The following is a 13,161-nucleotide window of genomic DNA, read 5'->3' as shown; positions in this document are numbered from 1 at the left end:
TTTGCGGAACATTTCAACACCAGTACAAGTGGTTGTTGAGGTGTCTTTGATGCCAACGATTTCGATGCTGTCGCCAACATTGATCACGCCACGTTCAATACGGCCAGTTACAACTGTACCGCGACCGGAAATCGAGAACACGTCCTCGATCGGCATCAGGAAAGGCTCGTCAACAGCGCGTGGTGGCTGTGGGATGTATTCGTCAACAGCAGCCATCAGCTCGGCGATTTTGTCTTTGCCGATGTTGTCGTCACGGTCTTCCAGAGCAGCCAGAGCAGAACCAGCGATGATTGGGATATCGTCGCCCGGGTAGTCGTACTCGTTCAGCAGCTCACGGATTTCCATTTCAACCAGTTCCAGCAGCTCTTCGTCGTCTACCTGGTCAACTTTGTTCATGAAAACAACCATGGACGGGATGCCAACCTGGCGACCCAGCAGGATGTGCTCGCGGGTTTGTGGCATAGGGCCGTCAGCCGCGTTCACAACCAGAATAGCGCCGTCCATTTGCGCCGCGCCGGTGATCATGTTTTTCACATAGTCAGCGTGGCCCGGGCAATCAACGTGGGCGTAGTGACGGTTCTCTGTTTCATACTCAACGTGAGCAGTGGAAATAGTGATACCGCGTGCTTTTTCTTCTGGCGCGCCGTCGATCTCGTCATAGGCTTTGAACTGGTCCGAAAACTGCTTGGTAATCGCAGCCGTCAGAGTCGTCTTGCCGTGGTCAACGTGGCCGATTGTACCGATGTTACAATGCGGCTTCGTGCGTTCAAATTTCTCTTTTGCCATCTTATGGCTCCTTTTTCTCTGCGGGTGGCGGGGTAAGCCCCGCCCTACGGGTTATGGTAGGGCGGGGTTCACCCCGCCGCACCGGTTAAGCGAATTTCGACTGGATCTCTTCAGAGATGTTCGACGGAACGGCTTCGTAGTGGGAGAACTGCATGGTGAAGTTCGCACGACCCGAAGACATGGACCGCAGGGTGTTGATGTAGCCGAACATGTTGGCCAGCGGAACACGTGCGTCAATCGCGATTGCGTTGCCCCGTGTGTCCTGACCCTGAACCATCCCGCGACGGGAGGTCAGATCGCCAATGATACCGCCGGTGTATTCTTCCGGTGTAATCACTTCGACCTTCATGATCGGTTCCAGCATTTTCGCGCCGGCTTTTTTCATGCCTTCGCGCATACCCATACGGCCTGCGATTTCAAACGCCATGACGCTGGAGTCAACATCGTGGAATTTACCGTCGATCAACTCAACTTTGAAGTCGATAACCGGGAAGCCGGCCAGAGGCCCGCTGTCCATCACGGACTCGATACCTTTTTGAACGCCTGGGATGTATTCTTTTGGAATAGCACCACCAACGATCTTGGATTCAAACGAGAACCCTTCACCAGGCTCGGTCGGGATGATGTTCATCTTGACCTCAGCGTACTGACCCGAACCACCCGACTGTTTCTTGTGAGTGTAGGTGATTTCAGCTTCGTGAGAAATTGTCTCACGATACGCAACCTGAGGCGCACCGATGTTCGCTTCAACTTTGAATTCACGCTTCAGACGATCAACCAGAATGTCCAGGTGAAGTTCGCCCATGCCTTTCATGATGGTCTGACCGGATTCCAGATCAGTTTCCACACGGAAGGATGGATCCTCAGCAGCCAGACGGCCCAGACCCTGAGACATTTTCTCTTGGTCGGCTTTGGTTTTCGGCTCAACAGCAATCTCGATCACAGGATCAGGGAATGTCATTGTTTCGAGAACCACAGGATCGTTTACAGCACAGATGGTATCACCGGTTGTTGTGTCTTTCAGACCCGCCAACGCGATAATGTCACCCGCAAATGCTTCGGTGATTTCTTCACGGTCGATGGAGTGCATCATCATCATCCGGCCAACACGCTCTTTTTTACCCTTGGTAGAGTTAAGCATGGTGTCGCCTTTTGACAGCGTACCAGAATAGATCCGTGTGAATGTCAGCGAGCCAACAAACGGGTCGTTCATGATTTTGAATGCAAGGCCAGAGAACGCCATGTCATCGTCCGCACGACGCGGGATGTTACGTGTTTCTGTTTCGTCGCCCGGCTTAAAGCCCATGTAATCTACAACGTCCAACGGGGACGGCAGATAATCAACAACCGCGTTCAGCAGCGGCTGAACACCTTTGTTTTTGAACGCAGAACCGCCCAGCACAGGAACGAACGCCATGGACAAACAACCCTTACGGATCAGTTTGCGCAGTGTCGGCACGTCAGGCTCATTGCCTTCCAGATATGCTTCCATTGCTTCGTCGTCTTGCTCAACAGCGTTTTCGATCAGCTTGTTGCGCCATTCGTCAGCCATGTCTTTGAGGCTGTCGCGGATTGGAGCTTTAACCCAGGACGCACCCAGATCTTCACCCTGCCACAACCACTCTTCCATGGTTACGAGGTCAACGAGACCTTCGAGTTCTGTTTCTGCACCGATTGGAATACCGACAGGCACAGCAACCGCACCTGTACGCTCTTCAATCATGTTTACACAGTTGAAGAAGTCAGCGCCGATTTTGTCCATTTTGTTCACGAAAACCATCCGTGGAACTTTGTAACGGTCAGCCTGACGCCAAACAGTTTCTGTTTGCGGCTCAACACCAGCGTTGGCGTCCAGAACACAAACAGCGCCATCGAGAACAGCAAGGGAGCGTTCAACTTCGATTGTGAAGTCAACGTGGCCAGGCGTGTCGATGATGTTCATCCGGTGCTTAGGAGAATCCGGGGATACACCGTCTTCGGTGCGCTCCCAGAAAGTGGTTGTCGCAGCAGAGGTAATGGTAATCCCACGCTCTTGCTCTTGCTCCATCCAGTCCATAGTGGCCGCACCGTCGTGCACCTCACCGATGTTGTGAGATTTACCTGTGTAGAACAGGATACGTTCCGAACATGTGGTCTTACCCGCATCAATATGCGCCATAATCCCAAAGTTGCGGTACAGTTCTAGTGGATATTCACGTGCCATTTGCTCGGGATCCCCTTACCAGCGATAGTGGCTGAAGGCTTTGTTAGCCTCGGCCATCTTGTGTGTGTCTTCACGCTTTTTAACAGCGGAACCACGGGAGTTCACAGCATCCATAAGTTCGGATGCGAGACGCTCTTCCATAGTGTTCTCGTTGCGGGCGCGGGACGCTTTGATCAACCAACGGATCGCCAGGGCCTCACGGCGCTCGGGACGAACTTCAACAGGCACCTGATAGGTAGCACCACCCACACGACGGGAGCGAACCTCAACAGCAGGTTTGATGTTGTCGAGCGCTTCGTGGAACACTTCCACAGGCGCACGTTTGGTCTTGTCTTCAACGCGACCCAGCGCGCCATAGACGATGCGCTCGGCGGCAGATTTTTTGCCGTCCAGCATCAGGTTATTCATAAACTTAGACAGAACGCGGTCGTGAAACTTGGCGTCTGGCAGGATTTCTCTTTTTTCAGCGCGATGGCGACGTGACATATCTTGTTATCCTTACTTCGGCTTCTTCGCGCCGTATTTCGAGCGACGTTGTTTACGATCTTTAACACCTTGGGTATCCAGAACACCGCGCAGGATGTGGTAACGGACACCCGGAAGGTCTTTTACACGACCGCCGCGGATCAGAACAACAGAGTGCTCTTGAAGGTTGTGGCTTTCACCAGGGATATAAGAGATGACCTCGAAACCATTTGTCAGGCGCACTTTGGCAACCTTACGCATAGCCGAGTTCGGCTTCTTAGGTGTGGTTGTATAAACGCGTGTACAAACACCACGTTTTTGCGGGCAAGACTGCAAGTGCATCGACTTGGAGCGTTTAACTTTCGGCTGGCGCGGCTTGCGGATCAGCTGTTGGATTGTTGGCATTCGGAAACTCCGTTTTACCTATTTCAAACTCGAATAGGTGCATGATCTGTCGATCAAACACCGCGAACACGGCAGCCCGCACGAGTGTGAATGGGCTACCGCGGTTAAATTCCAGAGGATCGGGGCACAGGCCCGGATCTTGACCGCCAATGTATGGCTAGAAACGATTCCCAAAGCAGAAAATCGTAGCTGTGAACGCGCGTATAAGGGGAGTCGGCAAGCCTGTCAACAGGTGGGGGTGACAGGCTGTTCCAATACAGCATTTGTTAGCTTGGACCGTTTTAAAGCGCAAGCCGGAGGCACCACCAGACCCTAAAACCCGACGAACCGCGCCATGTTCTCCACGGGGCGGCGCCGCGACACCACGCTGTTGGCGTCAAAGCTTTCGTCCGGCCAGCCAAGCGCGACGCACGTCATGATAACCTGATCGTCCGGAATACCAGCATGTTCGCGCACCACAGGGGATTGCATGATGCCCTGCCCGTTGATGACCGATCCCAACCCCTTGGACCATGCGGCCAGCACCAGACCATAGGTCACAGCCCCCAGATCAAAGTGGGCAATGGTCCCATCCACAAGATCGCGGTCCAGACAAACCACCACAGACACAGGCGCGTCAAACTGGCGAAAGCCGCGCATCACCCAATCCTGCCGCTTTTCCTTGTCATTCCGTTCGATGCCCATCGCTTCGAACAGCTGGACGGCAATTTCCACCTGACGGTCGCGGTGTACGCCTTCATAGGCCCCGTGGTCGACGATCTCGCGCACAGGGGGCACCCCGCCGAGCATCCGTTCCGAATTGCCTTGGCGCACGGCCTCCAGCGGTTCACCGGTCAGCACATGGAAATACCACGGCTGGGTGTTCATCGAAGACGGCGCACGGTTGGCCAGTGCGATGATCTCCTCAAGCAATTCGCGCTTCACCGGTTCCTTTTTGAACCCGCGAATACTGCGCCGCCCTTGCATAGCTTGATCCAGTTCCATGGCTCTACTCCCCTATGTATGTTGCGCAAAGCATTTGCCGCCACCGGTCATCCCGTCAACACAGGAGTGGGGCCGCGCGAAAACTCCGTTACGTCCCTGCCCCGTGCGCGCCGTCACCGGATTACCGCAAAGTCACCCCTGTTCAGAGCGGTTTTGCAGCAGTAGGCTGTTGATATGGCCAGCATAGATCAACCCGCCCTGTCCCCTACAACCCGTGCTATCGGGTATCGTTTCCGGCTGCTCTATGGCCACTTCTCGATCCAGCTAATGACACTGATCCTGCTTGTTGCGACGGTTTACACGGCGTTACACTGGGAGCCGTTGTTCCTGTTGCTGATCCCCGCAGGGATCGGGGGGCAGATGCTGACGGAATATTCCATCCACCGCCACATCTTCCACCTGCCCCCGCCCCGCAACCAGCGTCTGTTTGACCTGCTTTACCTTTGCCATTACGGCCACCACGACTTTCCAACCAACACCAAACTGTTCTTCGTGCCCATCTGGTTCATGCTGCCGGTTCTGGTGGCCGGTTTTCTGATCTATTGGGCAATCTTCGCGCTGCTCGGCTTTGACAGCGCCCTGCCAATGGCGGTGGCTTTTGTCTTTGTTGGCCATGTGCTGACCTTTCTGGGGTATGAGTGGTATCACATGACAGCACACCTCAACATTCGGAAGTTCGCCCCCGAAGTGGCCGTGACCCGCCGTCACAACATCCACCACTTCAAAGACTTCACCCGCATGTTCCACGTCAGTTACGGCGGGCAGATCATTGATCGCGCAATGGGCACCGCGATCGATCCGGACACCCGCGAAAGACTGTCCCGATCAGAGTTCATCCGCACCTTGGGCATGAAGCCGGATGATCCCCGCCTGATCCGCGCGAGGGACCGGTTCGCAGGCAAGCTCGGCCTGAGCGAACGACAAATCCAATCGGCGCGGCGCTAACCCCGCCAGCGGTTCCCAAACTGTCTGTTTCACGTGAAAAGACAATCGGCTAGGCTCCATCCATAGCGAAAGGATTGCACATGCCTATTATCAACCGGATTTCCGAATTTCACAGCGATATGACCGAATGGCGCCGCCATCTGCATTCCATACCCGAACTGGATTTCGACCTGCCAAAGACCGCGGCTTTTGTGGCAGACAAACTGCGCAGCTTCGGGGTGGACGAACTCCACGAGGGCATCGCACAGACCGGCATGGTCGCCATTATCAACGGCCAGTCCGAAGGCCCGACCATCGGGCTGCGGGCGGATATGGACGCCCTGCCCCTTAGCGAAAATAAGGACCATCCCCATAAATCAACCCACGCCGGAAAGATGCACGCCTGCGGCCACGACGGCCATACGGCGATGCTGCTTGGCGCGGCACGCTATCTGGCGGAAACGCGCAACTTCTCGGGCCGCGTGGCGCTGATCTTTCAGCCTGCCGAAGAAGGCGGCGGCGGCGGGCGGGTGATGTGCGAGGAAGGTATCATGGACCGTTTCCACATTTCGCAAGTCTATGGCATCCACAATATGCCAGGCGTGGAAACCGGGACCTTTGCCCTCAACTCGGGCGCACTGCTGGCGGCGGCTGATACATTCACCATCCATATCAACGGGTCGGGCGGGCACGGCGCGCAGCCGGAAAACACCAAAGACCCCCTGATTGCGGGTGTCTCGCTGGTTCAGGCATTGCAGACCATATCCTCGCGCAATTTGGGCGGTTTGGACCGCGCAGTCATTTCGGTGGGGGAGTTCGTTTCAGGCACGGCCAATAATATCGTGCCGGACACTGCCTATATCTGCGGCACGGTCCGCACCTTTGAAAAAGAGGTGCAGGCCACCATCGCCCAGCGGATGGAAGCGATCTGCACCGGCATCGCGGCGACCTTTGATGTGGAAGTGAACCTTGATTTCGAATACGGCTACCCGCCCACAATCAACCACGCCGCAAATGCCGATATGGCCGCAGAAGTGGCCCGCCTGATTGTCGGAGATCCCTTGGTCGATGCCGACACAAAACCGATCCTCCCCGCCGAAGATTTTGCCTATATGCTGGAAGAACGCCCCGGCGCCTACCTTTTCCTGGGCCAGGGCGACAGCGCGCCGGTCCATCATCCGGACTATGATTTCAATGATGAAATCTCCCCCATCGGCGCAAGCTTCTTCGCCAAAATGGTAGAAACCCTGCAACCGAGAGGGTGAGATCGCGGGGGGCGTGGCTAGCGCCCCCAGCTTTCCAGTTCTGTGCGTTTCAATCCAAAGGCCGTGCGCAGTTGCACGTCTACTTCGGCTTTTCCCAAAAGCTTGGTTTCGCCTGTGAACTCCGGTTTGCTGTCATTGTCGCGGTGGATGGTGCGCAGCCAGCTTGGGCAGTCCACGTCTGAAAAGGTGGTGAAGAAGGCCGGCAGCTTGCGGTGGTTGCGGGAATAGATGTTTTCATGGGCGCCGGTGCGCGTGATCATCGCGGTACCGACGGACAGGGGTGTGCGTTCAACAGCATCGAAAATATGGTTCTTTTGCTGCCCGATTTTAAGATAAAGACCCCGATTGAAGCTGATCACCACGGGTGCCGCGTCGTCTTTGACCTGTGCCAGCTTCACCGCGCGGCTGCGCACCCTCTCGATAAAGCGGGTGTCTATCATGTCATCATCATCAAGCCGGAACGAGGTGAAGTAATCCGCGCTCGTGTCTTGCAGCGCATCGTAACACGTGCGGATTGCGCGGAACTGAGGCATGAAAGGTTTTTCCACCACCTGACCGGGCGCCCATCCAGACACCAGATCCCGAAGGCGATCCTTGTAATTCTGCGGCAAGCTTTGGGTGATCAGAACAACGATTTTGAAATCCTGATCGGTCTGGTGCTTCAGGCTGCGCAGCGCAAAATCCTCAAACAGGCGGAACCTGCGTTCCATCCGTTCAGGGGCATATATCATCGCCTCCTGATCTGTCTGACTGTCATGGCTGTGCGCGAACCCCCCTTTGGAAATATAGGAGAAACGCATCACGCCGACGATTTGGTTCTTATCCGCAGACATTTTACACCCCTTACGCAACTTCGAGTAGCTTATAGTGAAAACAACTTAGTTCAAATGCCTTGCAGAAACTCTTGAGTTATTCCGCGGCCCGCCCCTAGACTTGGGCGAATTTGATCGAGGATATTATGCAAGTCATCGGCATCACGCGATTTTCCTTTGCGACGATCGGAGGGTTTCAAATCCAGCACGATACGCTAGAGGACCACATCGCCTATCTATATGGAAAACAGCGGATGGAAGAGCGGTTCACCTATTTCGAACACCTCTGCCTGCCTGCTCTCAAACGCCAAACTCACCCCGACTTTACCCTTGCCGTGCTCGTCGGTAGCGAGATGCCGGTCCGGTATCTGGAGCGGCTGCAAGATCTGCTGGCGGATCTCCCCCAAGCGCGCGTTTTCGTGCGGCCCCCGGCCAACCACCGCGCTGTGATGGAGGAGGTTATCGGCCTGTGCAAACGGGATGACGCCGATTGGATCGCCCATTTCCGGATGGATGACGACGATGCTGTTGCGTTGAATTTCATCGAGGACGTCCACGATCTGTTCCCGCGTTTGCGGCCAATGGCAGAACATAAACAACAGCTTGGGCTGGATTACACCAACGGTTACGCGCTGCGCAAAGGGGCGCAGGGGTTGGAGATCAACACCCGCCAAAAAGCCAACTGGACGCCCGCACAAGTGATCTTTCTGCCAGCGCGCGATGCGCGGACCCACGTCCACCTGCCCCACCAGAAACTGAACCAGCTTATTCCGGTTGTGACCATGCCGCACCCGTTGATGTTTGTGCGCACGCAGAACGGATCGAACGATTCCGGTGATGTTTTCCCGAAGCATTTCGCCCCGCTAGAGGATGAACACCGCCGCAAACTGAAGTTCCGCTTTGGCGTGAACGTCAAACAATTCCGGCAGGCGATAGACACCCTTTGAAACGCAAAAGCCCGACCAGATGGCCGGGCTTTCGCAATTCTATCAAGCTGGAAGTTAGCTTGGCTGTTCGGTGCCGTCACCGCCTTCGCCGAAACCCACACCCATATCTTCGCCCATCACGCCGTCTTCGGCATCAGAGGCGTCAAAGCCGGACATATTGTCATCCCCAACAGGGCCGAGGAGCGCCGCAGCTTCTTCGGCTGCTGCTTTGTTTTCCTCAATGACTTTGCCATCACGGTCAGATGCGATCTTCTTGATCTGATGGGTTGCCCCACCTGTACCAGCTGGGATCAGACGACCCACGATCACGTTCTCTTTCAGGCCGATCAGTTTGTCACGTTTACCCTGAACCGATGCTTCGGTCAGAACCCGCGTGGTTTCCTGGAACGACGCCGCCGAGATGAAGGAGCGTGTTTGCAGCGATGCCTTGGTGATACCCAGAAGGATCGGACCGCCTTTGGCTGGCTCCAGACCTTTGGCTTCCGCCTTGGCGTTCACTTCGTCAAACTCTGACTTATCAACCTGCTCACCCTTCAACAGAGTGGTGCCACCGGAATGGGAGATTTCCCATTTTTGCAGCATCTGGCGCACGATCACTTCGATATGCTTATCGTTGATCTTAACACCTTGCAGACGATACACGTCCTGAACCTCGTCGATCATATAGTCGGCCAGAGCCTCAACACCCATAATGTTCAGGATGTCATGCGGCGCCGGGTTGCCGTCCATGATGTATTCGCCCTTCTGGATGAAATCACCTTCCTGAACAGGAATGTGTTTCCCCTTAGGCACCATGTATTCAACCGGCTCCAGACTCTCGTCTGCTGGCTCGATCGAAATGCGACGCTTGTTCTTGTAGTCGCGGCCAAAGCGCACGTAACCGTCGATTTCGGCGATGATCGCGTGGTCTTTCGGACGACGGGCTTCGAACAATTCGGCAACACGCGGCAGACCACCGGTGATGTCTTTTGTCTTCGCACCTTCACGCGGGATACGCGCAACAACGTCACCGGCTTTCACGTCCTGACCGTCTTCGACCGACAGAATGGCGTCAACCGACATGGCGTAGGACACAGGGTTACCCGCATCGTTGCGCACAGGATCGCCGTTTTCGTCCATGACGATGATTTCAGGCTTCAGTTCGTTGCCTTTTGGCGCGGAACGCCAGTCGGTAACGATCTTCTGGCTGATACCAGTTGCATCATCGGTTTCGTCACGAACCGAAATACCGGCTGTCAGGTCAACAAACTTGGTTGTACCATCTTTCTCGGCAATGATCGGCAGCGTGTAGGGGTCCCACTCATAGAGCTTGTCGCCCCGTGCAACCTTATCCCCGTCCTTCACCATGATTTTTGTACCATAGCTCAGTTTGTGGGACGCACGCTCGACACCGTTTTCGTCAGAGATCACGATTTCAACACTCCGGCCCATAACGATCATCTCGCCGTCACGGTTTTTCAGAATGTTGGGGTTCCGCAGATCGACTGTACCGTCAACGCTGGCTTCCTGGAAGGACTGCTGACCACCCTGCGCAATACCGCCAATGTGGAACGTCCGCATTGTCAGCTGTGTACCGGGTTCACCGATGGACTGCGCTGCGATAATGCCCACAGCCTCGCCCGGGTTCACTTGTGTACCCCGTGCCAGATCGCGGCCATAACAGGTCGCACAGATGCCGTCGTCAGCTTCACAGGTCAGCGGCGAGCGGATTTGCATGGTGGCAACGCCGGAGTTCTCGATCAGGTCAGCCATCCGTTCGTCGATCAGCTCACCCCGTGGGCAGATCAGCTCTTCTGTGGCCGGATTGATGATGTCCTCGTTGGTGACACGACCAAGGATGCGTTCGGACAGGGAGGCAACAACCTCACCGTCGTTTACAGCAGCCGTAGCCGTGATCCCGCGCTCGGTACCACAATCGATTTCCCGCACGATACAGTCCTGCGCAACGTCAACCAGACGCCGTGTCAGATAACCGGAGTTCGCTGTTTTCAAAGCGGTATCTGCCAGACCCTTACGGGCACCGTGGGTGGAGTTGAAGTACTCCAGAACGGTCAGACCTTCTTTAAAGTTAGAGATAATCGGCGTCTCGATGATCTCGCCGTTCGGCTTGGCCATCAGACCGCGCATACCGCCCAGCTGTTTCATCTGCGCAGGGGAACCACGCGCACCGGAGTGGGCCATCATGTAAACGCTGTTCGGTTCCTCTTCGGCACCGGCATCGTCTACTTTCATAGCCGAGATGTCACCCATCATGGCATCCGCAACCGCGTCGGAACATTTGGACCAGCTGTCGACAACTTTGTTGTACTTCTCGCCCTGAGTGATCAGACCGTCGAGGTACTGTTGTTCGAATTCCTTCACCTGATCACGGGTGTCGTTCACGATGGCCCATTTGCTGTCAGGGATAACCATGTCGTCCTTACCGAACGAAATGCCAGCCTTGAACGCTTCACGGAAACCAAGGGTCATGATCTGGTCACAGAAGATAACCGATTCCTTCTGACCGCAGTAACGGTAGACGGTATCAATCACCTCACCCACTTCTTTCTTCCGCAGCAGACGGTTGACGATGTCAAACGGTGCTTTGGCGTTCAGAGGCAGCATGGCGCCCAGACGAACACGGCCCGGTGTGGTTTCATAGCGTACAAAGATGGTGTTACCTTCTTCGTCCACTTGCTCCATCCGGCAGTTGATCTTGGTGTGCAGGTGCACAATGCCAGCGTCCAGCGCGTGGTTCACTTCCTGCTCGGAAGCAAAGGTCATGCCCTGACCCTTCATGCCTTCACGTTCCATCGTGATGTAGTAGAGACCCAAAATCATGTCCTGCGAAGGAACGATGATCGGCTTACCGTTGGCAGGCGACAGGACGTTGTTCGTGGACATCATCAGAACACGCGCTTCCAGCTGGGCCTCAAGGCTCAGTGGAACGTGAACCGCCATTTGGTCGCCGTCAAAGTCGGCGTTAAACGCGGAACACACCAGCGGGTGCAATTGAATGGCTTTACCTTCGATCAGCGTGGGTTCAAACGCCTGAATGCCAAGACGGTGCAACGTAGGCGCACGGTTCAGCAGAACAGGGTGTTCACGGATCACCTCATCCAGAATATCCCAAACCTCGGGACGCTCTTTTTCAACGATCTTTTTGGCTTGTTTGACTGTGCTGGACAGACCTTTCGCCTCAAGACGGGAGTAGATGAACGGCTTGAACAGCTCCAGCGCCATCTTCTTGGGAAGACCACATTGATGCAGTTTCAGTTCCGGACCGGTCACAATCACCGAACGACCGGAGAAGTCGACCCGTTTCCCCAAAAGGTTCTGACGGAAGCGACCTTGCTTACCTTTGAGCATGTCGGACAGGGATTTCAGCGGGCGCTTGTTGGCACCCGTGATAACCCGGCCACGGCGGCCGTTGTCGAACAACGCATCCACAGATTCCTGCAGCATCCGTTTTTCGTTGCGCACGATGATATCAGGCGCACGCAGTTCGATCAGACGTTTCAGACGGTTGTTCCGGTTGATCACCCGACGATACAGATCGTTCAGATCAGACGTCGCAAAGCGGCCACCGTCCAGCGGCACCAGCGGGCGCAGCTCTGGTGGGATCACGGGGATCACTGTCAGGATCATCCACTCCGGACGGTTGCCGGATTCCAGGAAGGATTCCACAACTTTCAGGCGTTTGATGATCTTCTTGGGCTTCAATTCACCAGTTGCTTCAGCCAGATCAGCACGCAGCTGTTCAGCTTCTGCTTCCAGATCGATGTTGGCCAGCATTTCACGGATAGCTTCCGCACCGATACCTGCATTGAACGCATCTTCGCCATAGACGTCTTGGGCGTCCATGAACTCTTCTTCGTTCATCATCTGACCATAGTTCAGATCCGTCAGGCCCGGCTCGATCACAACGTATTGTTCAAAATACAGAACACGTTCCAGCTCGCGCAGGGTCATGTCCAGCATCAGACCGATACGGCTTGGCAGGGACTTCAGGAACCAGATGTGCGCAACAGGTGCTGCCAGTTCGATGTGGCCCATACGTTCGCGACGTACTTTTTGAAGCGTAACTTCAACACCACATTTCTCACAGGTCACACCGCGGTATTTCATCCGCTTGTATTTGCCGCACAGACATTCGTAGTCTTTGATCGGGCCAAAGATACGCGCGCAGAACAGGCCGTCCCGCTCTGGTTTGAAGGTCCGGTAGTTGATTGTCTCGGGCTTCTTGATCTCACCGTAGGACCAGCTCAGGATCCGCTCTGGCGAGGCCAGAGAGATCTTGATTTCGTCAAAGGTTCTAGGCGCCTGGACGGGGTTAAACGGGTTGTTCGTGATTTCTTGGTTCATTTTTTGATCCTAATCTCGATTTCCAA

Annotated in this window: 10 protein-coding genes; 3 read left to right on the top strand and 7 right to left on the bottom strand. The window is 55.2% G+C overall.

Annotation, left to right across the window (positions count from 1 at the left end):
- From IEX10_RS19705 to IEX10_RS19685, 5 genes are all read right to left on the bottom strand, one after another.
- Positions 1 to 786, bottom strand: a 786-nt coding sequence (locus tag IEX10_RS19705; RefSeq protein WP_188679006.1) for an elongation factor Tu, incomplete at its 3' end; no start/stop codon positions are given.
- An 85-nt stretch (positions 787 to 871) separates the two neighbouring features.
- Positions 872 to 2,989: an elongation factor G gene (fusA, locus tag IEX10_RS19700; protein ID WP_188679004.1), complete on the bottom strand. Its 2,118-nt coding sequence runs from the start codon at positions 2,987 to 2,989 to the stop codon at positions 872 to 874.
- A 15-nt stretch (positions 2,990 to 3,004) separates the two neighbouring features.
- Entirely contained in the window at positions 3,005 to 3,475 is a 471-nt protein-coding gene (gene rpsG, locus IEX10_RS19695; RefSeq protein WP_069301665.1) for a 30S ribosomal protein S7, read from the bottom strand.
- A gap of 12 nt (positions 3,476 to 3,487) precedes the next feature.
- Entirely contained in the window at positions 3,488 to 3,859 is a 372-nt protein-coding gene (gene rpsL, locus IEX10_RS19690) for a 30S ribosomal protein S12 (protein WP_069301666.1), read from the bottom strand.
- A 312-nt stretch (positions 3,860 to 4,171) separates the two neighbouring features.
- Positions 4,172 to 4,843 carry a nitroreductase gene (locus IEX10_RS19685; protein WP_188679002.1) on the bottom strand — a complete coding sequence of 224 codons (672 nt, stop codon included), beginning with the start codon at positions 4,841 to 4,843 and terminating at the stop codon, positions 4,172 to 4,174.
- Between the two features lie 174 nt (positions 4,844 to 5,017).
- On the opposite strand from IEX10_RS19685, the gene IEX10_RS19680 reads away from it, so the two are divergent.
- Both IEX10_RS19680 and IEX10_RS19675 read left to right on the top strand, forming a co-directional pair.
- Positions 5,018 to 5,788: a sterol desaturase family protein gene (locus tag IEX10_RS19680; protein ID WP_188679000.1), complete on the top strand. Its 771-nt coding sequence runs from the start codon at positions 5,018 to 5,020 to the stop codon at positions 5,786 to 5,788.
- Between the two features lie 80 nt (positions 5,789 to 5,868).
- Entirely contained in the window at positions 5,869 to 7,032 is a 1,164-nt protein-coding gene (locus IEX10_RS19675) for a M20 aminoacylase family protein (protein WP_188678998.1), read from the top strand.
- Between the two features lie 17 nt (positions 7,033 to 7,049).
- Here IEX10_RS19675 and IEX10_RS19670 read toward each other — a convergent pair whose 3' ends face one another.
- Complete coding sequence (locus IEX10_RS19670) at positions 7,050 to 7,865, bottom strand: glycosyltransferase (protein ID WP_188678996.1); 816 nt, start codon at positions 7,863 to 7,865, stop codon at positions 7,050 to 7,052.
- Positions 7,866 to 7,990: 125 nt separating this feature from the next.
- Here IEX10_RS19670 and IEX10_RS19665 point away from each other — a divergent pair, with 125 nt between their 5' ends.
- Positions 7,991 to 8,791 (top strand): glycosyltransferase, encoded by an 801-nt coding sequence (locus IEX10_RS19665; RefSeq protein WP_188678994.1) that lies wholly within the window; start codon positions 7,991 to 7,993, stop codon positions 8,789 to 8,791.
- A gap of 54 nt (positions 8,792 to 8,845) precedes the next feature.
- On the opposite strand, the gene rpoC is transcribed toward IEX10_RS19665, so the two are convergent.
- Complete coding sequence (rpoC, locus tag IEX10_RS19660) at positions 8,846 to 13,135, bottom strand: DNA-directed RNA polymerase subunit beta' (RefSeq protein WP_188678992.1); 4,290 nt, start codon at positions 13,133 to 13,135, stop codon at positions 8,846 to 8,848.
- Between the last annotated feature and the right edge of the window lie 26 nt (positions 13,136 to 13,161).

The sequence above is a fragment of the Neptunicoccus cionae genome, assembly GCF_014643735.1.
GTDB classification, from domain to species: Bacteria; Pseudomonadota; Alphaproteobacteria; order Rhodobacterales; family Rhodobacteraceae; genus Amylibacter; species Amylibacter cionae.
Note: the sequence above shows the minus strand (reverse complement) of the source record. Positions and strands in the feature narration are given on the sequence as shown.

Coding starts and splice junctions, on each gene's coding strand:
- fusA (WP_188679004.1), bottom strand. CDS start 2,989: ATGGCACGTGAATATCCACTAGAACTGTACCGCAACTTTGGGATTATG.
- IEX10_RS19685 (WP_188679002.1), bottom strand. CDS start 4,843: ATGGAACTGGATCAAGCTATGCAAGGGCGGCGCAGTATTCGCGGGTTC.
- IEX10_RS19665 (WP_188678994.1), top strand. CDS start 7,991: ATGCAAGTCATCGGCATCACGCGATTTTCCTTTGCGACGATCGGAGGG.
- IEX10_RS19670 (WP_188678996.1), bottom strand. CDS start 7,865: ATGTCTGCGGATAAGAACCAAATCGTCGGCGTGATGCGTTTCTCCTAT.
- rpoC (WP_188678992.1), bottom strand. CDS start 13,135: ATGAACCAAGAAATCACGAACAACCCGTTTAACCCCGTCCAGGCGCCT.
- rpsG (WP_069301665.1), bottom strand. CDS start 3,475: ATGTCACGTCGCCATCGCGCTGAAAAAAGAGAAATCCTGCCAGACGCC.
- IEX10_RS19675 (WP_188678998.1), top strand. CDS start 5,869: ATGCCTATTATCAACCGGATTTCCGAATTTCACAGCGATATGACCGAA.
- IEX10_RS19680 (WP_188679000.1), top strand. CDS start 5,018: ATGGCCAGCATAGATCAACCCGCCCTGTCCCCTACAACCCGTGCTATC.
- rpsL (WP_069301666.1), bottom strand. CDS start 3,859: ATGCCAACAATCCAACAGCTGATCCGCAAGCCGCGCCAGCCGAAAGTT.